At 69.1% G+C, this 20,896-nt stretch carries 18 protein-coding genes; 6 read left to right on the top strand and 12 right to left on the bottom strand.

Annotated features, from left to right (window positions below; genetic code table 11):
• Window positions 1-58: 58 nt before the first annotated feature.
• Window positions 59-2,767, bottom strand: coding sequence for a bifunctional acetate--CoA ligase family protein/GNAT family N-acetyltransferase (locus J4O73_RS03580; protein WP_426214620.1), 2,709 nt, complete (start codon window positions 2,765-2,767; stop codon window positions 59-61).
• Between the two features lie 106 nt (window positions 2,768-2,873).
• Between J4O73_RS03580 and J4O73_RS03575 the strand changes: the two genes are divergently transcribed.
• Window positions 2,874-3,680, top strand: a complete 807-nt coding sequence (locus tag J4O73_RS03575; protein WP_426214618.1) for a restriction endonuclease — start codon at window positions 2,874-2,876, stop codon at window positions 3,678-3,680.
• A gap of 37 nt (window positions 3,681-3,717) precedes the next feature.
• Here the strand turns inward: J4O73_RS03575 and J4O73_RS03570 are convergent, their stop codons facing one another.
• Both J4O73_RS03570 and J4O73_RS03565 read right to left on the bottom strand, forming a co-directional pair.
• Window positions 3,718-4,359: a DedA family protein gene (locus tag J4O73_RS03570; RefSeq protein WP_426214616.1), complete on the bottom strand. Its 642-nt coding sequence runs from the start codon at window positions 4,357-4,359 to the stop codon at window positions 3,718-3,720.
• Between the two features lie 94 nt (window positions 4,360-4,453).
• Window positions 4,454-4,933 (bottom strand): peroxiredoxin, encoded by a 480-nt coding sequence (locus J4O73_RS03565; RefSeq protein WP_426214614.1) that lies wholly within the window; start codon window positions 4,931-4,933, stop codon window positions 4,454-4,456.
• A 148-nt stretch (window positions 4,934-5,081) separates the two neighbouring features.
• Between J4O73_RS03565 and J4O73_RS03560 the strand changes: the two genes are divergently transcribed.
• Complete coding sequence (locus J4O73_RS03560; protein WP_426214613.1) at window positions 5,082-5,702, top strand: YqgE/AlgH family protein; 621 nt, start codon at window positions 5,082-5,084, stop codon at window positions 5,700-5,702.
• 10 nt (window positions 5,703-5,712) lie between these two features.
• Here the strand turns inward: J4O73_RS03560 and J4O73_RS03555 are convergent, their stop codons facing one another.
• Entirely contained in the window at window positions 5,713-6,714 is a 1,002-nt protein-coding gene (locus tag J4O73_RS03555) for a hypothetical protein (RefSeq protein WP_426214611.1), read from the bottom strand.
• A gap of 400 nt (window positions 6,715-7,114) precedes the next feature.
• Here J4O73_RS03555 and dnaK point away from each other — a divergent pair, with 400 nt between their 5' ends.
• The 3 genes from dnaK to J4O73_RS03540 all read left to right on the top strand — a co-directional run bounded on the left by dnaK (window position 7,115) and on the right by J4O73_RS03540 (window position 11,286).
• Entirely contained in the window at window positions 7,115-9,034 is a 1,920-nt protein-coding gene (dnaK, locus tag J4O73_RS03550; RefSeq protein WP_426214609.1) for a molecular chaperone DnaK, read from the top strand.
• 333 nt (window positions 9,035-9,367) lie between these two features.
• A complete protein-coding gene (dnaJ, locus tag J4O73_RS03545) occupies window positions 9,368-10,516 on the top strand; it encodes a molecular chaperone DnaJ (RefSeq protein ID WP_426214608.1) in 1,149 nt (382 codons plus the stop codon).
• Between the two features lie 131 nt (window positions 10,517-10,647).
• Window positions 10,648-11,286, top strand: a complete 639-nt coding sequence (locus J4O73_RS03540; RefSeq protein ID WP_426214606.1) for a class I SAM-dependent methyltransferase — start codon at window positions 10,648-10,650, stop codon at window positions 11,284-11,286.
• A gap of 236 nt (window positions 11,287-11,522) precedes the next feature.
• Here J4O73_RS03540 and J4O73_RS03535 read toward each other — a convergent pair whose 3' ends face one another.
• Window positions 11,523-12,287 carry an NAD kinase gene (locus tag J4O73_RS03535; protein WP_426214604.1) on the bottom strand — a complete coding sequence of 255 codons (765 nt, stop codon included), beginning with the start codon at window positions 12,285-12,287 and terminating at the stop codon, window positions 11,523-11,525.
• 130 nt (window positions 12,288-12,417) lie between these two features.
• Here J4O73_RS03535 and cutA point away from each other — a divergent pair, with 130 nt between their 5' ends.
• Window positions 12,418-12,750: a divalent-cation tolerance protein CutA gene (gene cutA, locus J4O73_RS03530; protein ID WP_426214602.1), complete on the top strand. Its 333-nt coding sequence runs from the start codon at window positions 12,418-12,420 to the stop codon at window positions 12,748-12,750.
• Here the strand turns inward: cutA and J4O73_RS03525 are convergent.
• The 7 genes from J4O73_RS03525 to crtI form a co-directional block, all read right to left on the bottom strand.
• Window positions 12,729-13,853: a glycosyltransferase family 2 protein gene (locus J4O73_RS03525; protein ID WP_426214600.1), complete on the bottom strand. Its 1,125-nt coding sequence runs from the start codon at window positions 13,851-13,853 to the stop codon at window positions 12,729-12,731. The two genes, cutA and J4O73_RS03525, sit on opposite strands and share 22 nt — an antisense overlap.
• Window positions 13,854-13,861: 8 nt before the next feature.
• On the bottom strand, window positions 13,862-14,605 hold the full coding sequence (locus tag J4O73_RS03520; protein WP_426214908.1) for a lysophospholipid acyltransferase family protein: 744 nt from the start codon (window positions 14,603-14,605) through the stop codon (window positions 13,862-13,864).
• 62 nt (window positions 14,606-14,667) lie between these two features.
• The gene (locus J4O73_RS03515) at window positions 14,668-16,209 is read right to left on the bottom strand and encodes a phytoene desaturase family protein (protein WP_426214598.1); all 1,542 of its coding nucleotides are present in this window, start codon (window positions 16,207-16,209) and stop codon (window positions 14,668-14,670) included.
• A gap of 154 nt (window positions 16,210-16,363) precedes the next feature.
• A complete protein-coding gene (locus J4O73_RS03510; RefSeq protein WP_426214596.1) occupies window positions 16,364-17,572 on the bottom strand; it encodes an ABC transporter permease in 1,209 nt (402 codons plus the stop codon).
• A complete protein-coding gene (locus J4O73_RS03505; protein WP_426214594.1) occupies window positions 17,569-18,552 on the bottom strand; it encodes an ABC transporter ATP-binding protein in 984 nt (327 codons plus the stop codon). The genes J4O73_RS03510 and J4O73_RS03505 overlap by 4 nt, the downstream gene beginning before the upstream one ends.
• Window positions 18,553-18,557: 5 nt before the next feature.
• The gene (locus tag J4O73_RS03500) at window positions 18,558-18,983 is read right to left on the bottom strand and encodes a DUF2141 domain-containing protein (RefSeq protein ID WP_426214592.1); all 426 of its coding nucleotides are present in this window, start codon (window positions 18,981-18,983) and stop codon (window positions 18,558-18,560) included.
• Window positions 18,980-20,569, bottom strand: a complete 1,590-nt coding sequence (gene crtI / locus J4O73_RS03495) for a phytoene desaturase family protein (protein WP_426214590.1) — start codon at window positions 20,567-20,569, stop codon at window positions 18,980-18,982. The genes J4O73_RS03500 and crtI overlap by 4 nt, the downstream gene beginning before the upstream one ends.
• Window positions 20,570-20,896 lie beyond the last annotated feature (327 nt).

Genomic DNA, 20,896 nt, shown 5'->3' with positions numbered 1-20,896 from the left:
CCCTGCGCAGGGATGCGTGGGGCCTTTCATTTTGCCGATCATGGGACGTGAATGATGTTCAGGGTCGGCCTTGCGCCTCCCGCGGCTCCGACAGATCGAGTCGAACCTTCATCACGCCCGGATCGTCCGGATCCCTCTTCTGCGTGAAGCCCAGGCGGCGGCAGACCGCGAGCATCGGGCGATTCTCGGACAGGACCGTCCCCTCCACACGGCCGATCCCTTCGGATCGCGCCCAGTCGATCATCAGCCGCATCAGCGCGAAGGCGAGGCCGGTGCCGCGCGCGTCCTGGCCGACGCCGATGGCGTATTCGCCGCTGTCGTTATTGGCATCGGCATGAAGGCGCACTGCCCCGAGCATCCGCTCGCGGCCATCGGACCCGATCTCCACGGCCACGAAGGCGATGGCGCGGGCGTAGTCCAGTTGTGTCAGCCGGGCGAGGAATGCGTGGCTGAAGGCGCGGACCGGGCCGAAGAAGCGCAGGCGCAGGCTCTCCGGGTCGAGGTTCTCGAAGAACACCCGGAACAGCTCCTCGTCCTCCGGCCGCACCGGGCGCACCCACACGGTCCGGTCCTTCAGGTTGAGCATTCGCACCCATTCCACCGGATAGGGACGGATCGCGAAACCCGGATGGCCGCCGCCGCGCCGGTCGCGCTCGCCGTAGCGGCTTTGCGGCACGCGGCCGATCCGCACCCGCGCATCGAGAGCGAGCACACCGGTCTCGTCCGCGAGCAGGGGATTGATGTCGAGTTCGCGCACCTGCGGCAGGTCGGCGGAGAGCTGTGCGATCTTCACCAGTGTCAGGGCGATGGCGGCGAGGTCGGCAGCGGGCACGTCGCGATAGGCGTCGAGGCGCCGCGCGACCCGCGTACGGGCGATGAGGTCGCGGGCGAGGATCAGGTCCAGCGGCGGCAGGCCGAGCGCCCGGTCGTCGATCACCTCGACGGCGGTCCCGCCCCGGCCGAATACCACGACGGGGCCGAAGACCGGATCCTCCGCAAGCCCTGCGATGAGTTCGCGTCGGCGGCCCCGGCGCACCATCGGCTGCACCGCGAAGCCGGTGACGCGGGCATCGGGCCGCTCCCGGCGCGCGCGGGCGAGGATGGAGCGCGCGGCCTCGCGCACATCCGCCTCGCTGGTGAGATCGAGATGAACGCCGCCGATATCGGATTTGTGCACGATGTCGGGTGAGACGACCTTCAGCGCGACCGCCTGCCCCCCGGCGATCAGCGGCCACGCCGCCGCCGCCGCCGCGTCGATGTCGGGGGCGAGGATCAGGGGTACGGCCGGGATGCAATAGGCCTCCAGCAACTCGCCCACCGCGATGGGGTCGAGCCACGATGCACCCTGGCGGAGCGCGTCGCTCACGATCCGCCGCGCGCGCTCCGTGTCGGGCGAGAAGTCCCGCGGCAGCGAGTCGGGGGTGCGCATCAGATCGTCCTGCGCCTCCCGGTAACGCACGAGGTGCAGAAAGCCTTCGATCGCCTCCGTATCGGTGGAGAATTGCGGGATGCCCGCGCCCGCGAAGGTCTCTCGCACCGTCTCGGCCTCGCCGAGGGATACGGCGAAGACCGGCTTCTTGCGGCTCTGGCCCTTACGCGCCTGCGTCACCGTCTCGGCGATGGCCGTGGCGACGGCCCGCGCGTCCGAGCGGATCGTCGGAACGTGGATCGCCAGCACGGCGTCGCTGTCCTCATCGGTCAGCAGCGGCTCCAGCGCCTGCGCAAAGGCAGGGCCGCCCGCATCCATGCCGAGGTTGACCGGGTTGCCTTGCGGGTTTCGGGCCAGGATCCCGTCCCGGTCGGCCAGCCTGTCGGCGGCCAGAAGGCCGATGCCGAGCCCGTTGGTGAGGATCGAGAGCCGCTTGCCGGGAAAAGGCCGCTGCCGTCCCAGGGTCTCGATGGCGGCGAACATCTCGTCGAGATCCTGCACCGCGAGCAGGCCTGCCCGCCGGAAGGCGGCGGCGTAGACCGCATCGGGCCGAGCCAGCGCCCCCGTATGGGTGACGGCGAAATCGGACGCGGCCGGAGCATCCGGCCGCCGCCGTCCCGCGCGCAGCACCACCACGGGCTTCGCTCTCGCCGCCGCGCGGGCGGCGGACATGAAGCGCCGCGCATCCTCCACGCGGTCGAGACAGAGCAGGATGGCGCGGGTGCGGATGTCGGCCGCGAAATGGTCCAGGCAGTCGGAAGCATCGACATCCATGGCGCTGCCGAGCGCCATCACCGCCGAGAAGCCGACTCCGCGGCGGCTCGCCCACTCCGCGATCGCAGCCGCCACCGTGCCCGATTGCGAGATCAGCGCGAGGTCCCCGGCCGAAGGCGCATGCGCGAACAGGCTGGCATCGAGCTTCCGCCCAGGCACGCAGAGACCCGCGCTGTTCGGCCCGAGAAGGCGCAGGCCGTGGGCACGGGCCGCCCTGCGGGCACGCGGCCCCGGATCCTCCGGCCCCGTGCCGAGCCCGGCGGTCAGGATGATGGCGGCGGCGGCGCCGATTCGCCCCGCCTCATCGACCACATCCGGGACGTGCGAGGGCGGCACGGCGATCACGACGAGATCGGGCACGGTCGGCAGTGCCGAGAGGCGCGGCGCGGCGGGAAAGCCTTCGATCTCACCTTCCGTGGGATGAACCGGTAGAATCCGGCCCGGATAGCCCGCCCGCATGAGGTTCGACAGCACGCTGCGGCCCACGCTGCCCTCGCGGGAGCCGGCGCCGACGAAGGCGACGGCGCGCGGGGCGAGAAGCCTGTCGAAGCGATAGGTGCTCATGCCGTCCCCGGGCGTGTCGGGCGATCCACAGCTTTTCCCCGCTGCTTCAGGATCGGGCAAGGGGGGCTTGAGAGGGTCATGGACATCATGATCGATCGAGTTGCCGATGCCGATGTCGTCCGCGCGCCCTGGTTCGCCCGCTGCGGCCTCGGCGGGCGAGGCGCCTGCCCGTCCGCCGAGCCTCGTCACCCGCCTGTTCTGGACGGGGGTGACCGGGGCGTCCATCGCCTTCTGGTACGGGCCTCCGGCCTTCGCCGGGACGGGGGTGGCGCTCGTGGCCGTGCTCGCCCGCCATCTCGACAGGCCCCGCCGCCTGCGGCGCCGTGTCCGCCGCATCGCCCGGCACCATGCCGAGACCCTGGCGCTGCGGCGCCGCCAGGAGCGGTTCGAGGATGCCTATGGCAACCTGATCGAGGACGGCTGGCAGCGGGAATGCGATTATTTCCTCGACCGCACCGTACTGCCGCAACTCGGCTCCCGCGATGCGGATCTGTTCGCGCGGGAGCGTCCGCGCATGCTCGCCCTGATCGAGGACGAGGCCGCCGCGATCGATCTCCCCGATGAGGATGAGGCGCCCGAGGACGGCATCGATTACGAGCGGTTCTGTGCCGGGCTCCTCGCGCGGGCGGGCTGGCGCACCCATCGCACCCCGCCGAGCGGCGACCAGGGCGCGGATATCGTGGCCGAACGGGAGGGGCTCCGGCTCATCGTGCAATGCAAACGGCTGGGCCGCCCGGTCGGCAACGCCGCCGTGCAAGAGGCCGCTGCGGCGCTCCGTTATTGGGAGGGCGACCGCGCGGCCGTCGTCTCGAATGCCGACTTCACCTCCGCCGCTCGCAGGCTCGCCGCCGCGACGGGCGTGATCCTGCTCCACCATGGGGACTTGGAGGATCTTGAGATCGCCCCGGATTGACGTGCGGACGCCCGGACGTCGCTCCGGTCGCGGGCTGTCAGACCAGCGGTCCCGGAATCGCGAGTTCGGCCTTCGAGACCAAGCGGGCCTCGTGGCGGCGCACGAAGAGCCAGAGCGCAAGGCCGCCCAGGATCACGAGGCCGAGCAGGGTGAGGCCGACCGGTCCTGCGATGGTTTCGATGGAGCGGCCGAAATAATACGACCCGAAGCCTATGCTCGCCGCCCAGACGATGCCGCCCAATGCGTTGAACACGAAGAAGCGGCGGGCATCCAGGCGGTTCACTCCCGCGAGCAGGGCCGCGTAGGCACGCAGCATCGCGGTGAAGCGGCCGAAGAACACGATCTTCCCGCCATGGCGCCGGAACAGGTATTGGCCGAGCTTCAGCCGCCCATGATCGAGGGCGATCAGGTGGCCATAGCGCAGCAGCAGCGGCATCCCCCAGCGGCGCCCGGCCCAGTAGCCGAAGTTGTCGCCCAGGATTGCCGCCCCGGCGGCAGCGGCGATCACGCCCGCGATGTCGAGCTTGCCGGTGCTGCCCGCATAGACGGCGGCCGAGATCAGCGCCGTCTCCCCAGGGCAGGGGACGCCCGCGCTCTCCAACGTGATGATGAGGAAGATGAACAGGTAGCCGTAATTCGCGATCAGATCCGCGATCGGCAGGTCGTGCAGGACAGACATTCGATCCCCGGGGCCGGCGGCGCGCATCGACACATCGAGCCGCGCCGCCTTATCCCGGAGATCATGGCCTCACGAGGGCCGGACCCGGATGGGCTCAGAGCAGCTTCAGCATCGCCTCGGCGCCCGAGGCCTCGGCCTTGGAGGGTGATTCCTCGACGTTGAGCACCCGCACCACGCCATCTTCGACCAGCATGGAATAACGCTTCGAGCGCGTGCCGAGGCCGAAGCCCGTGCCGTCCATGTCCAGCCCGATGGCCTTGGCGAAATCGGCATTGCCGTCGGCCAGGAACTCGATGCCTTCGGCCGCGCTCGCCTTCGACCACGCGTCGAGCACGAACACGTCGTTGACGCTCGTCACGGCGATGGCGTCGACACCCTTGGACAGGATCTCCGCCTTGTGCTGGACGAAGCCCGGCAGGTGGTTACGGTGGCAGCTCGGGGTGAAAGCGCCGGGCACGCCGATCAGCACGATGCGGCGGCCCTTGAACACGTCGTCCGTGGTGCGCGCCATCGGGCCTTCGGGGCCGATCACCCGGAAGGTCGCCTGAGGCAGGTGTTCGCCGACCTGGATCATCTCTGGTGTCTCCGGTGGAGCGGGTTTCCCCGCGTGCTTGCCGCTGACCTAGCGTGCGGGTGTGCCAGTGTCGAGGCGGCGTACGTGGCACGCACAGCGAACACTTTGTCCGCTGGACAAGATGAGGGCGGAAGGCCAGCATGGGTTCATGCCGACATCCCTTCCTCCCCGGCAGACGGCGCTCTCCGGCACCAACTTCCTCGACGGCCAGTTCCTGGTCGCGATGCCGGGTATGGCGGACGAACGCTTCGCGCGCTCCGTGATCTATATCTGCGCGCATTCCTCCGACGGGGCGATGGGCATTATCGTCAACAAGCCCGCCATCGACATCAGCATGCCGGACCTGCTAGTGCAGCTCGATGTGGCGACCGAGGCGGATGCGATCCGTCTGCGCGAGCGGGTCGGCCACATGCCGGTGCTGATGGGCGGTCCGGTGGAGGGACGTCGCGGCTTCGTCCTCCACTCGGATGATTTCCACATCGCGCAATCGACGCTGATCATCGATGACGGGATCTGCCTCACCGCCACGGTGGAGATCCTGCGCGCTATCGCCAGTGGCGAGGGCCCGGCCAACGCGGTCCTGGCGCTGGGCTATGCGGGATGGCAGGCGGGCCAGCTCGAGAGCGAGATCATGGCCAATGGCTGGCTCAACTGCCAAGCGGATCCAAGCCTGATCTTCGCCGCCGATCTCGAATCGAAATACGACCGCACCTTGCGCGAGAACGGCATCGATCCGGCCATGCTCTCGGCGAGCGTCGGACGGGCCTGACGCGCCGGGCCTATTCCGGCTCCTGCGGGCTGACCACGTCCGGATTCATGCCCTCGACGGAGGGCTTCGGCCGGGGCCTGCGCGGCGCGGCCGTCGTCGTCGTGGCCGCCGTCGGCGCCGCCGTGTTCGCGCCCAGGCGTGTCGCCAGCGCCAGCGAGCGGTTTTCCGTGAAGCGCAGGTGGCAGAAACCGTGGGTGCCCTCGCGGGCGTAGCTGCGGCAGTACTGCTCCCGATCCGCCGAGAAGGCCGCCTGCTCGGCCACGATCGGACGCACGTCCTCGCGGCGGGCGCGCTGGGTCATCAGCTTGTAATTGTCCCGCACCGACTTGTCCGCGACGCCGCGCGCCGTGTCGAACTCGCCTGCGCGAGGCACCAGGGTCGCGGCGGGCGGGCCCCAGAGGCCGACCGGCGTGGTCGCGCAGTCGGCCGCCGTGAAGGTACAGGTCGCGCTCGAATCGAGCGTAGTCACCAGCACGCCGCCTTCCGCCACGTCGAAGCGCAGGGGGCATTCCGCGGCGGATGCCTCGTAGCGCGGCACGCCCTCGGGGCGACCGGAGGAGGTGAGCGGGATCGGCTTGCCGCCGCCGAGCTTCACGCTGCAACTCTCGGTCGGCTGGGAGATCTTGGTGCCGGGCAGGGTCATGGTTGCGGTGACGCCCGTGCCCGCCCGTTCGAGCTTCAGCGCGCCCGCGCCACCGTTGCGCTGGAGGTCCTGCCCGATGACGCTGTCCTCGCTCGGCGCCTTCAGCACCACCGGGCCGCGCGGCACGGGAGCGGGGCGGGACGCCTCGGGCACGGCCTGACCCGGTTCCTCCGGAGAGGCGGGGCCGGGCGGCGGGGCGCCTTCGGGGACCCGCAGGGGCGGAACCGGGGGGCGCTCCGGCTTGATGCCGAACAGACGTTCCAGAAAATTCTGCGCGTGAGCCGGACGGGCAGGAGCCCCGAGGGCCAAACCGGCGGCCACGGCGGAGAGCAGAAGGAGGCGGGTCGGACGAAGGGGGCGCGCGGGCAAGGACGGCTCTTGTTTGTATCTTCCTGCGGGGCCAGTCACGATCCCTCGCCACTGGGTTAACACGGCATCGGTGGCGCTGACGTGGCAGCGAAGCAACAAATTGCAGCTGCGCGGGGGGAGCTTGACCACCGAGAGAGTTGAAAACGTCAGACCTGCGAAGGCGCTGGTGCTCCGGGTGCCCTTCGTGCCAAGGCTTCTTGCGAGGCAGAGCGGCGGTTCTTATATCGCCGACGACGCGGGATTATCCGCCGGATTGCAGCCGTTCGCGGCCCTTGATCCGGCCCGAGTCCCGTACTCACGTCAGATGCGTCAGTCTCCACCGCGAGTTCTGAAATGCCATGGGCCGAGCTGCTTCGGGGCTCGGCGGTCTGCTTGAACGCGACAGAAGAGGGATCCCACCATGGGTAAGGTAATCGGTATCGACCTCGGCACCACCAATTCCTGCGTGGCCGTCATGGAAGGCACGCAGCCCAAGGTCATTGAGAATTCTGAAGGCGCCCGCACCACCCCGTCGATCGTGGCCTTCACGGATGACGGCGAGCGGCTCGTCGGCCAGCCGGCCAAGCGCCAGGCGGTCACGAACCCCGAGCGGACGTTCTTCGCCATCAAGCGCCTGATCGGGCGCACCTACGACGACCCGATGACCCAGAAGGACAAGGGTCTCGTCCCCTATAAGATCGTTCGCGGCGACAACGGCGATGCCTGGGTCGAGGCCGACGGCAAGAAGTACTCGCCGTCGCAGATCTCGGCCTTCACCCTTCAGAAGATGAAGGAGACCGCCGAGGCCCATCTCGGCCAGCCGGTCACGCAGGCGGTCATCACCGTTCCGGCCTACTTCAACGATGCCCAGCGTCAGGCGACCAAGGATGCCGGCAAGATCGCGGGCCTCGAGGTTCTGCGCATCATCAACGAGCCGACGGCGGCCGCGCTGGCCTACGGCCTCGACAAGAAGAAGGCGGGCACCATCGCGGTCTACGACCTCGGCGGCGGCACCTTCGACGTCTCGATCCTCGAGATCGGTGACGGCGTGTTCGAGGTGAAGTCCACGAACGGCGACACGTTCCTGGGCGGCGAGGACTTCGACAACCGCGTGGTCGAGTACCTGACCGCCGAGTTCAAGAAGGAACAGGGCATCGACCTGACGAAGGACAAGCTCGCCCTCCAGCGCCTCAAGGAGGCGGCCGAGAAGGCCAAGATCGAGCTGTCGTCCTCGACGCAAACCGAGATCAACCTGCCCTACATCACCGCCGACCAGACCGGCCCGAAGCACCTCGCGCTCAAGCTCTCGCGCGCCAAGTTCGAGTCGCTGGTGGACGACCTCGTCCAGCGGACGATCGAGCCCTGCCGCAAGGCGCTCAAGGATGCGGGCGTATCTCCGGCCGAGATCGACGAGGTGGTGCTCGTCGGCGGCATGATCCGCATGCCGAAGATCCAGGAAGTGGTGAAGTCCTTCTTCGGGAAGGAGCCCCATAAGGGCGTCAACCCGGATGAGGTCGTGGCCATCGGCGCGGCGGTGCAGGCCGGCGTGCTCCAAGGCGACGTGAAGGACGTGCTGCTCCTCGACGTCACCCCGCTCTCGCTCGGCATCGAGACGCTGGGCGGCGTGTTCACCCGCCTGATCGACCGCAACACGACGATCCCGACCAAGAAGTCCCAGACCTTCTCCACGGCCGAAGACAACCAGAACGCCGTGACGATCCGGGTCTTCCAGGGCGAGCGCGAGATGGCGGCCGACAACAAGCTGCTCGGCCAGTTCGATCTCGTCGGCATCCCGCCGGCCCCGCGCGGCATGCCGCAGATCGAGGTGACCTTCGACATCGACGCCAACGGCATCGTCAATGTGACGGCCAAGGACAAGGCGACGAACAAGGAGCACCAGATCCGCATCCAGGCCTCCGGCGGCCTCTCGGACGCGGATATCGACCGGATGGTGAAGGACGCCGAGGCCAATGCCGAGGCCGACAAGCGCCGCCGCGAGCTGGTCGAGGTGAAGAACCAGGGCGAGAGCCTCGTCCACTCCACCGAGAAGTCGGTGAAGGAGTACGGCGACAAGGTCTCGGCGGCCGACAAGGGCGGTATCGAGACGGCCATCGCCGCGCTGAAGACCGCGCTGGAAGGCGACGACGTAGAGACCATCAAGGCCCGCACCACGGACCTGATGCAGGCGTCCATGAAGCTCGGCGAGGCGATGTACGCCGCGAGCCAGTCGGCTGGGCCGGACGGCGCGGCGGCGGGCGAGGCCGGGCCTGAGAAGAAGGACGACGTCATCGACGCCGACTTCCAGGAGGTCGACGACAAGGACCAGAAGAAGCGGGCCTAATCGCCACGCTCGTCTGAAAATTGCACGGGGCCGGAGCGATCCGGTCCCGTCTTCGGTTGCGAAGAGTTTTTGCCAAGGTACAGCAACGGAAGGGCGCTGGTGCCGCCTCTCCCGCCCGTGACCTCATCTCGAGTGTTCGACCGGGCGGTCGGAAAGGCCCCTGAAACCCTCGCCGTCTTTGCGAGCGCAGCGAAGCAACCCAGGGCAGCGGGACGATCCGAAGCCCTGGCGAGTCCCTGGATTGCTTCGCTGCGCTCGCAAGGACGAAGGGGCTCGTGACCTTCACGGTCAGGCCGTGAGGTCGCGGTACGGATGAGCCGGAGTCGGAACGGGATGTCGAAGCGGGACTATTACGAGGTGTTGGGGGTCGCCAAGACCGCCACGGAAGGCGAGATGAAATCCGCCTTCCGCAAGCTCGCGATGACCTACCATCCCGACCGGAATCCCGGCGACAAGGAAGCCGAGATCAAGTTCAAGGAGATCAACGAGGCCTATCAGTGCCTCTCCGACGGTCAGAAGCGCGCCGCCTACGACCGGTTCGGCCATGCCGCCTTTAGCCAGGGCGGTGGCGGCGGACCGGGCTTCGGCAACGAGTTCGGCGACTTCATGTCGGACATCTTCGACAATTTCTTCGGCGACGGCCGGGGCGCATCGGGCGGTGGCGGGCGGCGGGGCGGTACGCCGGGCCGCGAGCGGGGCGCCGACCTGCGCTACAACCTCGAGATCACGCTCGAAGAGGCCTTCACCGGCAAGGCCGAGACCATCAAGATTCCGACCTCGATCACCTGCGACACCTGCTCGGGCACGGGGGCCAAGCCGGGCTCCAAGCCGCGTCCCTGCACCACCTGCGGCGGCTACGGCCGGGTGCGCGCGGCGCAAGGGTTCTTCGCCATTGAGCGGACCTGCCCGAATTGCCACGGCCGTGGCGAGATCGTGGACGATCCCTGCACGAACTGCCAGGGCGCGGGCCGGGTCAACCGTGAGCGGACGCTGTCCATCAACGTGCCGGCGGGCGTCGATGACGGCTTGCGCATCCGCCTCGCGGGCGAGGGCGAGAGCGGCCTGCGCGGCGGCCCCTCGGGGGACCTATATGTCTTCCTCTCGATCAAGCCACACGAGTTCTTCCAGCGCGACGGTGCGGACCTGTTCTGCCGCGTGCCGATTTCCATGGTGACCGCTGCCCTGTCCGGCGAGATCACCGTGCCGGTCATCGACGGTTCGCAAACCCAGGTGCGCATCCCGGCCGGGACCCAGACGGCCAAGCAATTCCGAATCAAGGGCAAGGGCATGCCGGTCCTGCGCTCGCGCGAGATCGGCGATCTCTACATCCAGGTCTTCGTCGAGACGCCGCAGAACCTCACCAAGCGCCAGCGCGAGCTGCTGCTCGAGTTCGACGAATCGGCCTCGTCCGAAAATCATCCTGAATCGGCAGGGTTCTTTTCCAAGGTTCGCGAGTTCTTTGGGGGCGCCGCCAAGGCATGAGCCGCCTTCAGGCCATGCGCACACGGCGTCACGCCGTGGCGCGTAGGACCTAGGCGGCGCCTTGGCTGGACGATAGATACGTTAGCCTGCCACACACCTTCCGTCTCTCCACGGCATCGGGAATCCAGGACTTGCCGCCGCTGCGCCACTCCAGTGCAAAGGTCTCCGGCATCGAGGGCCGCCTCCGTGGGCCGCGCCGCGATCCCCTGGAGGACGAAGCGAGATTCCTCCGCTCGTGGTTCGAGCGCCCCCTCGTCACCGGGGCGGTGACCCCTTCCGGGCGGATGCTCGCCCGGACCATGGCCTCCTATGTCGATCCGCAACAGGAAGGCCCGGTGATCGAGCTGGGACCGGGCACTGGGCCGGTGACCGAAGCGCTGATTCGCCGGGGCGTCGCCCCCGAGCGGATGATCCTCGTGGAGTTCAACCCGGATTTCTGCCGCCTGCTCGCCCGGCGCTTTCCCGGCGTCACGGTGATTCGCGGGGATGCCTACAACATCCGCGACACGCTGGGCGATGCGCTCTCGGCGCCGGGCGCGGCGACCATCTCCAGCCTGCCGCTGTTCACGAAGCCGCTTGAGCAGCGTCTCGACCTGCTCAACGCCGCCCACGACCTGATGCGGCCGAGCGCGCCCTTCATCCAGTTCACCTATGCCGTGGTGCCGCCCATCCCCGCCAAGTGCGAGGCGGGCAGCTACACCGCCGCGCCGTCGAACCGGGTGTGGCTGAACCTTCCGCCCGCCCGGGTGTGGGTGTACCGGCGGCCCTGAAAGAGGGCCGATCCCACTGTTCACCCTCATCTCGAGCGTCTGACCGAGAAAGTCATCGACCTCTCCGTCTTTGCGAGCGGAGCGAAGCAATCCAGAGAAGCGCCTCCTCCGGAAAGGGCCCGCGTCCCTGGATTGCTTCGCTCCGCTCGCAAGAACGACCGAGAATTCGAACGGCCTTCGCGACCTTTCCGAACAGACTCTCAGGATTGGGCTTGGGGGAGGGAAACAGTCATTCCCTAACCGAACTGCTCCCGCAGGATCCGCTCGTCGAGGCTGTGCCCCGGATCGTGCAGCAACACGAGGTCGGTGGTGCGGTCGAGCGAGGTCTCCACTGTGCGGACGCGGCGGAACTCCGTGTGGTCGGCCACCGCCGCCACCGGACGGTGGCCCGCGTCCAGCACCTCGATCTGGATGCGGGCGTAATCCGGCAGCAGGGCGCCGCGCCAGCGGCGAGGACGGAAGGCCGAAATCGGCGTGAGTGCCAGGAGCTTGGCGTCAAGCGGCAGGATCGGGCCCCCCACCGAGAGGTTGTAGGCGGTCGATCCGGCGGCGGTGGCGCAGAGCACCCCGTCGGCGATCAACTGCTCCAGCCGGACATGCCCGTCGACTGCGATCTTCAGCTTGGCGGTTTGATGCGTCTGGCGCAGCAGGTACACCTCGTTGATCGCCCGCGCCTTGTGAGCACGGCCTTCCGTGTCCGTCGCCTCCATGAGCAGCGGGTGGATGACGCTGCGATGCGCCTTGTCCAGCCGCTCGCGGAGGTCGTCCTCCCCGAACTCGTTCATCAGGAAGCCGACTGTGCCGCGGTTCATGCCGTAGATCGGCTTGGGCGCATCCATGAAGCGGTGGAGCACCTGCAGCATCAGGCCGTCGCCACCGAGCGCCACGACGACATCCGCCTCCTCGGGCGGCACGTGGTCGTAGCGCCGCATCAGGATCGAGGCGGCTTCGCGCGCATCGCGCGTGGGGCTCGCCACGAAGGCGATGGTCTTGTTGCGCATGGTGCTAAAGGGGAATGGGCCGGCGCATCGGGGTCACGTCAGGGGCTCCCAAGCTGTCGAGCGGACCCGCCCGGTTGACGTCGGCCGAGGCGGGGCCCCACCTGAGGCCTCCGCATGATGGAGGCATAGCATGGAGCGCCCGCTCCTCGTCTATACGACCTTTCCCGACGAGGCGTCTGCCCTCAACATCGGCGAGGCCCTGGTCCGCGACAGGCTGGTTGCCTGCGTCAACGTTCTGGCCGGGATGAAGTCGGTCTATGCCTGGAAGGGCGCCGTGGAACGCTCGAACGAGGTGAGCGCGATTCTGAAGAGCCGCGAGAGCCTGAAGGACGCGCTCTTCGCTGCCGTGAAGACCCGCCACCCCTACGAGACGCCGATCCTCTTCGCCTTGCCGGTGGATGAGGTCGACCCCGGAACCCTCGCGTGGATCCTGGAGGAGACTCAGGCGCCGCCCACCGGATAGCTGCGGCCCTTCCACGTCGCCGCCCCGGCGCGCTCCCGGCGCAGCAGCACGTTCCACTGGATCGCCAGCGCCACCGCGATGGAGGCCGGGTGAAGCGGGATGGTCGCGGCGGGCTCGCCCGTCGCCAGGGTGATCGCGGCGCGGGTGGCGAGCGACACGCCGAAGGCCAGCGCGGCGAGCAGGGTCGCTGCGGGCGGCACGAGCCCGAGAAGTCCGGCCACGAGCAGTAGCGGCGGGAGCAGGTGGCCGAGGCCGAGCAGCGCCGTCCACAGGGGCAGGGCGCGGGGCGTGGCCAGACCCTCGTGGGCGTTCTTGGAGAAGCCCGCCCAGGCGGCGGGAAAGCCGTCATACATCCGGCACGTGGCGATTCGGGCGCCCGCCACGAGGTCGGTCCGATAGCCCGCCCGGCGGAAGATCGGCGCGAGGCGCACCCCGTCGTGCAGGAAACCGCGCACCGCGCCATGGCCACCGGTGGTGCCGTAGGCGGCGGCCTCGAACAGCACCAATTGCCCGCAGGCGGTGGCGAGCGACGGGTTCGGCAGCCGCCGCATCAGCAGCATGGGCAAGTAGCCGAGAAGCAGGAAGTTGATCATCGGCACGGTCAGCCGCTCGCCGAGCGTGTCCATGCGCTGGCGCGGCACGGCGCTCACCAGGGCCGCCCCGGTCTGGCGGGCGCGCGCCGAGAGGGCGGCGGCGGCCACGGGTTGCAAGGTCACGTCGGCATCGATGAAGAGAAGCCAGCGCCCCCTGGCCTGGCTCGCGAGATGGGCGCAGGCGTGGTTCTTGCCGGTCCAGCCCTCGGGCAGATCGGGGACGGGGGCGAGGCGAAGGCGGGGATCGCCGATGCCCGTCACGATGGCGGCGGTGGCGTCGGTCGAGTGGTCGTCGCCGACGATCACCTCCACCGGTACGCCCGTGCTGGCCAAGGCCGCATGGACCGTGCCGGCGATGTTACCCGCCTCGTTGCGGGCGGGGATCAGGATCGAGACGAGGCCATCGTCCGGCTCGGCCTCGGGCGTGCGCAGGACCATGAGGTTCACGGCCGCGAGCCCCGCCGGGAGCAGGGATGCGAACAGGCACAGCAGGGCGAGCAGGGTGAGCATGGCCTCGCTCAGCGAGTGGGGCTGCGATGGGCGGGATCGAATGAGCGCCCGCGCAGGCGCGCGGCGATGCGCCGCCACAGGTCGTAGAGCCCACCGACACCCTTCTTACCCGCCAGGATGGGGCGGAAGCGTTCGGGCTCGCGGGTCATCACGTCGGCGCCGAGCCGGTCGAGGGTGTCCGTCAGCGCTCCTTCGAGACGCGCAAGGCGTTCGGCCCTCGGCAGGGCGGCCAAGTCGGCACCGGTCATGGGCGGGCCGAAGGCCGCGAAGGCTTCCGCTCCCCGCTCCTCCCAGAAGGCGTATTCCAGGGCGAGCGGCACGAAGAGGGCGCCCGGCGCCAATTCCGGCAGACGGGCGACGCCGGGGCGCAGGCCCAGCGGACGCACGCGCACATCCTGGAATCGCCCCTGCGCGGTGATCCAGAGCACGGCCTTCGGATCGGACAGGATGGTTCTGGCGGCGGCGAGGAATTGCGCCCCGCCCCGCGCGGTCTCGAGATCGACGCCGAAGGCGCCCATCCGCTCGAAGATCTTGTACTTGGCGAGCATCGCCGCATCGAACGGCGCCCGGTGGTCACGGCCGGGATAGAGCTTCCCGGCGAGCAGGATCACCACGGCCGCGTCCCACCATGCCGGGTGGTTGCAGTAGATCACCAGGGGCCCGGGATGCCCCGCCGGGGGCGGGACGCTCCAGAGGGGTTGGCTCAGCCCGTCGAGGTGGCGGCGCAGGTAGCGGTCGAACCACGCCACCATGAAGCGCCAAAAGGCGGGGGACGTGCGGGGCAGGGATCGCCCGTCCCTCACGCCCTCGCGCCTCACGCCGACTTCCGCTCCTGGCTCAAGCCCCGGCCGCGCGCATCGGTGTCGAGGGCGTCGGCGGCGATCCAGCCGGACATCATCACCATCGGCATGCCGGGGCCGGGATGGGCGGCACCGCCCGCGAGGTAGAGGCCGCGCACCTGCCGCGAGCGGTTGCCCGGCTTGAATGCACCCATCACCTTGCCGTGCGAGGCGAGGCCGTAGATCGCGCCGTTCAGCACCTTGTAGCGCTCGTGGATGTCCTGGGGCGTCAGGTGACGCTCCACGACGATCCGGTCTTCGATGTCGGACAGCCCGGCGGTGCGCTTGAGCTTGTCGAGGATCGTGCGGCGGTAGTTCTGGAACAGCGGCCCGTCTGGGCGCCAGTCGTGATGCGGCCGCAGGTACGGCGTGTGGACGAGGACATAGAGCGCCTCGCCGCCCTCGGGCGCCACCGACGGATCGGTGGAGGAGGGGGCTGCGAGATAGGCGGTCGGATCCGGCGCGGGCTCACCCTTGCGGTAGATGTACTCGAACTCTTCCTCGGGATCGCGGGAGAAGACGAAATCGTGGTGGGCGAGGTGCTCGTAGCGCTCCTTCAGCCCGAGATAGAGCACCACGCCGGAGCAGGCCGGCTCGGGGTTCTTCTTCTCGAAGGATTTTCCGGGTTCGCCGCCGATGAGTTCCTTGTAGGTCCGCACCGAATCCATGTTGGAGATCACGGCGTCGTAGGCATCCGTGCCGGCCGTGGTGCGAACCCCGCGCACGGCGCCGTTGGCGGTGTCGATTCCCGTCACCTCGACGCCGGGCTTCAGCGTCGCGCCGAGTTCTCCCGCGAGCTTGGCAAGGCCCTCGGCCACGGCCCGGGTGCCGCCCATCGGGTACCAGACCCCTTCCGAGGTCTGCATGTGGGCGATGGCGCACAGCACGGCGGGTGCGCCGTAGGGCGACGAGCCGACATACTGGACGAAGTGGTCGAGCATCTGCGCCAGCCGCGCGTCCTTGACCTTGCCCCGGATGGTAGAGGCCACCGAGGCGTGCATCCGCAGGGAGAGAACATCCCGCAATGTGCCGGGGTTCATGTTCTCGCGGATGTTGATCGTGTCGAAGAGATCCTCGACCGGCTTCCAGAAGAAGAATTTTTCAGAGACGCCGTGCAGGTGCTCGGAGATCGAGATGAATTTCTTGTAGCCCTCCCCGGTACCGGGGGCGAAGCGGTCCATCTCGGTGGCCATGGTGGCCACGTCCTGCATCAGGTCGATGCGGGTGTTGTCGTCGAAGAAGCAGCGCCATTGCGGGTCGAGGCGGCGCAGATCCATGTAATCGTGCACGGAGCGCCCGGCCTCGGCGAAGATCCGCTCCAGCACGCGCGGCACGGTGAGGATGGTCGGCCCCATGTCGAAGCGGAAGCCGCCTTCGTGAAGCACGGCGGCCTTGCCGCCCAGCCAGCCGTTCTTGTCGTAGACGGTGACGCGGTGGCCCCTGGCGGCGGCGACGCAGGCGGCGGCGAGGCCACCGAGGCCTGAGCCGATCACCGCGACCCTCGAATCCTGGCTCATGAACTGGGCACGCTCCGAACGGGCTCGGCGAATGGCCGACCCCTCAAGGTGAAGCTAGATGCGAGCGGGCGGCGGTCAACGCGCCCTCCCGTCGCGGCGGGAGACATCCACGGCCTTTCGGCACGGGGATGGAAAGGGGGCACCACGGGCGGCATCAGATCGTCCGCCGCGAAACGCTCGCCAGCGCCACGCCGATGCCCGCGAGCGCCAGCGCGCCGAGAACGGCCAGGGCGGGCAGGGCGGCGGCGAAGCCCTCGCCGAGGGCGGCCTGATAGGCTTCGATCGCCCAGGCGTTGGGGGTGAGCCAGCCCGCCTGCTGAAGCCAGGGCGGCATCAGGAAGCGCGGCACCATCGAGCCGCCGATGGCCGAAAGCAGCAGCACGCCGAAGGTTGCGGCGAGATGCGCCTGCTGACGGGAGGCGGCGATCGAGCAGGCGGCGAGCGCCAATCCGGCAGCCATGGCCGAGACGAGGAGGCAAGCCGCCAGGAACGCGGGCCAATGCGGGCCGATCTCGACGCCGTAGAGCAGCCCGGCGGCGAGGAAGATCAGCCCGGCCTGGACGATGCCCTGAAGGGTCAGGAACAGGAACTTGCCGAGCACCACCACCGGTAATCCACCGGGCCCGGCGGTCAGCCGGTCGCTGAGGCCGGATTCGCGCTCCTCGACCAGGGACAGCGCGCCCTGCATCGCCGCGAAGAGCAGGAACACGGCGGTGATCGCCCCGGCATAGTAGCTCACGCGGGCGTTGGCGGTGCCGGAGGCGGTGCTCACCCGCTCCACGAGGTCGGCGAAGGAGAAGGGCTCCTTCTTGGCGCGCTGCTCGGCGAAGGCCTCGTCGAGGAAGCGCCGTTCATCCGCACCGATCTTGCCGGTGCGCTCCACGTCCGCGATCACCCGCGAGAGCACCACGTCGGGCATGGCCTCGTTCAGCACCCGCTGGAGCTGGCCGAGAGCGATGGGGGTGGCGAGCGCCTTGGCCGGGTTCTCGACCAGCACGATCGGCTGGTCCGCCGGGGCGGGCTTCTCTCCGGACGCGCCCGCGATCAGGTCGCCGCGCAGGATGAGGGCGACATCGACCTCCCCCGAGCGCACCTCGCGCCGCACGTCCTCCAGGGTGGTGACGGGCAGGCGGGTGACGCGCAGCGTCGGGTCGGCGGCGAGCGCATCCACCAGCCGGTGGGTGGCGGCGGTGCCTGCGAAATCCGCAAGCCCGAGATGGATGCGGATCCGGTCTCCGATGGCGCCGGAGAAGATCGCGGCGAAGATCGAGAAGATCACGGTCGGCAAGACGAAGGCCATCACCAGCGCCGCGCGGTCGCGCAGCAGGGATAGCATCATCACTCGGAAGGCCGCGCCGATCATCGAGTCAGCCCCGCGGTGAGGGGGCGGGCGGCGGCGCCTCCGGCCTCGCCGACGTCGCGGGGGCGCAGGGCCTCGACATAGAGGGTTTCGAGGCGCGGCGAACGCACCCGCACCTCGCCGACCGGTACGCCCTGGGCGCGCAGCGTCCCGAGGAGCGCGGCCCCGTCGAGGCCCGCCCGTTCGCTCGTGCGCCAGCGCAGCCCGGAGGATCCGGCAGGGGTGAAGCCGGCCCGGCGCAACACCGCCTCGGCGGCGGCGTCGGGGGCGCCTTCCAGGATCAGCTCGCGTTCCGGCGGGCCGGTGCGCAGCCGGGCGAGGAGGTCCGCGAGGCGCCCCTCGCGCACGATACGGCCCTGCGCCAGGAAGGCGACCCGGTCGGCCAGCCGCTCGGCCTCGGGAAAATCATGGGTGGCGATCAGGATCGCGGTGCCCTGCTCGCGCAGGCGCTGGAGCACGGCGTGGATCGCCGAGCGCGCGGCGAGATCGACGCCGTTGGTCGGCTCGTCGAGAAGTACCAGGGAGGGCTGTCCGATCAATCCGGCGGCGATGTTCACCCGGCGCTGATAGCCGCCGGACAGGGTCGCCACCACGCGGCTTGCGACGGTATCGATGTCGGCGAGCGCTAGCACCCGGGCCACCGCCTCCCGCCGCTCCCGGCGGGGCAGGCCGCAGAGCTGCGCGAAGACCGACAGGTTCTCGGCCACGGTAAGGCGGGGATAGAGGGCGATCTCCTGCGGCACCCAGCCCACCGCGCGGCGGGCCTCGCCGGATCGGTGTGGGTCGGCTCCGCCCACGCGCACGCTGCCCGCATCGGGCGCAAGCCGCCCGGCGACGAGGCGCATCAAGGAGGTCTTGCCCGCACCGTTCGGGCCGAGCAGAGCCAGGGTCTCCCCCGCTCCCAGGGCGAGGTCGATTCCGTCGAGCACCGTCCGGCCGCGCAACGCCAGGGACACTTGGCCGAGGACCGCGACCGGCCCCATCGTGCTCAACGCCTTGGCAGGGCGCGGACGAGCCGCACGCGAATCAGCGCGCCGGGCTCGCGCAGGGAAAAGGCGGCGTCCCGGAAATCGGGGCGGCCCCGTCGGCCCGCATCGTTGGAGAGACCGTAGGGTTCGAGCGGCAGGCCGAGGCCGGTGCGGTCGAGCTGGCCATTGCCGTTCGTGTCCTGGAAAGCCGCCACGGCATAGGTTCCCGGCGGCACATCGCGGAACAGGAAGCGACCGTCGCCGCTCTTGTCGCCCAGGCTGCAGGCAGCGCCGGACAAGCCACCCTGGCAGATGGTGACGAGGATGGGGCCGCCGCCCGGTTCCGCCCCATCGACCTCGACCTGGATCGCCGCTGCCCGGGCCGCCCCCGGAAGGGCGAGAAGGAGCAGGGCGCCGCAGAGGCGCGCGAGGTGCGGACCCGTCAAGACGCTTCGCCGGGCGCCGCGAGGGGCGCCGTTTCGGGGATGCCGGCATTCTCGGCGGCGCGGGCGCCGGCCAGTTCCTCGATCAGCAGCTTCGCCGAGATGCGCGCGCCCTCGTAGATCACCGGCAGGCCGGAACCCGGATGCGTGCCGCCGCCGACGAGGTAGAGCCCCGGCCCGAACCGGTTGTGCGGCCTGAACCACAGCATCTGCATCAGGTCGTGGGCGAGGTTGAAGGTCGCCCCCTCGTGGACGGCGAAATCGCCCTCCCACTGGGTCGGGTCGATCACCCGCTCGTAGCGGATGCGATCCTCGATATCGTGGATGCCGAGAAGCTTCAGCCGCTCCAGGGCGAGCGCCCGGTAGGATTCGCGGATCGAGGGCCAGTCGATCCCGGCCTTCAGGTTCGGCACCGGCACCAGCACGTAGAGAGCGGTGTGACCGGGGGGCGCCATGCCGCCGTCGGTGTAGCCCGCATGCTGGACATAGAGGGAGGGCTGCATCGGCAGCGTCCCCTCGGTGATCTCGCGGATGTTCTGCTCGTAGTTCTTCGCCAGCAGGATCGTGTGATGCGACAGGCCGGGCGGCATCTTACCTTCGATGCCGAGATACAACATGAAGGTCGAGCAGGAGAGCCGGGCATCGGCGATCTTGGCGTCGCGCCAACGGGGGCGGCGCTTTTCCGGCACCAGGGCCTTCACCACCTTGGCGAAGTCGCCGTTGATCACGACGGCATCGGAGCGGAAGGTCTCGCCGCCGACCACGACGCCGTTGGCGCGGTCGCCCTCGAAGGTGACGCGCTCGACATCGGCATTCAACCGCACGTCCACGCCCATCCGCCGGGCGAGGCCCGCCATCGCATCGGAGACCGCGCCGCAGCCGCCGACCGGGTGGTACACGCCGTGCTCGTATTCGAGGAACGAGAGAATCGTGAACAGGCTCGGGCAGCGGAAGGGGCTCATCCCGAGGTATTTGGTCTGGAACGAGAAGGCGAGGCGCACCCGCGGGTCGGCGAAGTAGCGCCGGAGGTCCCGGTCGACGCTGCGGCCGGGATGGAGATGGGGCAGGGCGGCGAGCATGGCCGGGCTCGCCATGCTGAGGAACCGGTGGAACGGCTGCTCCAGCACCGGCTTGAAGTATTCGAGCTTCTTGCGGTTCTCCGTGAAGAATTTCTTCACGTTCTTGGCGTCGTCCGGGGCGATGCGGGCGATCTCGGCTTCCAGCCGGTCGAGGTCGCCGGTGGCGCGGATCTCGCCCGAAATGCCGTTCTCCCCCTCGAAGACGAGGTGATATTGCGGATCGAGCCGTTCGAGCTTCACATGGTCTTCCAGCCGCTCACCGCAGCTGTTGAAGATGTCCGCCAGGATCTGCGGATAGAGGAAGAAGGTCGGGCCGATATCGAACTTGTAGCCACCCGGCGCCTCGACGGTCTTGGTCCGTCCGCCGACCTGCCCGTCCTTCTCGAACAGGGTGACGTGGATGCCCGCGCGCGCCAGGAGCAGGGCCGTCGCCAAGCCTCCGGGACCGGCGCCGACGACGGCGACCCGACGCCCGGACAGCGCCCTCAACCCTTCACGCGCCTGAAGCAACGCCACGTTCTCCCATACGACCCCGGTTCGTAGGGCCAAGCTAGACGTAGAGCGCTCCCCGGCAATTGCAGCCCATTGTCGCGCGCAACGGAAGGATGATTTTTCTGGGGATAGAGAGGCGCCGCTTGGTCTTACGGGAAAGGCCACCAGATCCGGCGACTGCATCCCGTTCTTTATCAGTGAGCCCTGAACGCGTAGGTCTTTTTCCTCACCGCTATCGCGAGCCGCGTGAAGACAAGCGGCGATCCGCGATTTCTGCGGAAGACCCCGCGGTCTCGATCACTTCACTTGGTTCATCGAAACAATGTGCGTTTTCGCACAGTTTTG

The sequence above is a fragment of the Methylobacterium sp. NFXW15 genome (genome assembly GCF_049887755.1).
Lineage (GTDB): Bacteria > Pseudomonadota > Alphaproteobacteria > Rhizobiales > Beijerinckiaceae > Methylobacterium.
Note: the sequence above shows the minus strand (reverse complement) of the source record. Positions and strands in the feature narration are given on the sequence as shown.

Excerpts from the sequence above, each read along its gene's own strand:
- J4O73_RS03525 (WP_426214600.1), bottom strand. The coding sequence starts at position 13,853 with ATGCTCACCCTGCTCGCCCTGCTGTGCCTGTTCGCATCCCTGCTCCCG.
- J4O73_RS03535 (WP_426214604.1), bottom strand. The coding sequence starts at position 12,287 with ATGCGCAACAAGACCATCGCCTTCGTGGCGAGCCCCACGCGCGATGCG.
- dnaK (WP_426214609.1), top strand. The coding sequence starts at position 7,115 with ATGGGTAAGGTAATCGGTATCGACCTCGGCACCACCAATTCCTGCGTG.
- J4O73_RS03565 (WP_426214614.1), bottom strand. The coding sequence starts at position 4,933 with ATGATCCAGGTCGGCGAACACCTGCCTCAGGCGACCTTCCGGGTGATC.
- J4O73_RS03580 (WP_426214620.1), bottom strand. The coding sequence starts at position 2,767 with ATGAGCACCTATCGCTTCGACAGGCTTCTCGCCCCGCGCGCCGTCGCC.
- J4O73_RS03505 (WP_426214594.1), bottom strand. The coding sequence starts at position 18,552 with ATGGGGCCGGTCGCGGTCCTCGGCCAAGTGTCCCTGGCGTTGCGCGGC.
- dnaJ (WP_426214608.1), top strand. The coding sequence starts at position 9,368 with ATGTCGAAGCGGGACTATTACGAGGTGTTGGGGGTCGCCAAGACCGCC.
- J4O73_RS03575 (WP_426214618.1), top strand. The coding sequence starts at position 2,874 with ATGCCGATGTCGTCCGCGCGCCCTGGTTCGCCCGCTGCGGCCTCGGCG.
- J4O73_RS03510 (WP_426214596.1), bottom strand. The coding sequence starts at position 17,572 with ATGATCGGCGCGGCCTTCCGAGTGATGATGCTATCCCTGCTGCGCGAC.
- cutA (WP_426214602.1), top strand. The coding sequence starts at position 12,418 with ATGGAGCGCCCGCTCCTCGTCTATACGACCTTTCCCGACGAGGCGTCT.
- J4O73_RS03515 (WP_426214598.1), bottom strand. The coding sequence starts at position 16,209 with ATGAGCCAGGATTCGAGGGTCGCGGTGATCGGCTCAGGCCTCGGTGGC.
- J4O73_RS03570 (WP_426214616.1), bottom strand. The coding sequence starts at position 4,359 with ATGTCTGTCCTGCACGACCTGCCGATCGCGGATCTGATCGCGAATTAC.
- J4O73_RS03520 (WP_426214908.1), bottom strand. The coding sequence starts at position 14,605 with ATGGTGGCGTGGTTCGACCGCTACCTGCGCCGCCACCTCGACGGGCTG.
- J4O73_RS03560 (WP_426214613.1), top strand. The coding sequence starts at position 5,082 with ATGCCGACATCCCTTCCTCCCCGGCAGACGGCGCTCTCCGGCACCAAC.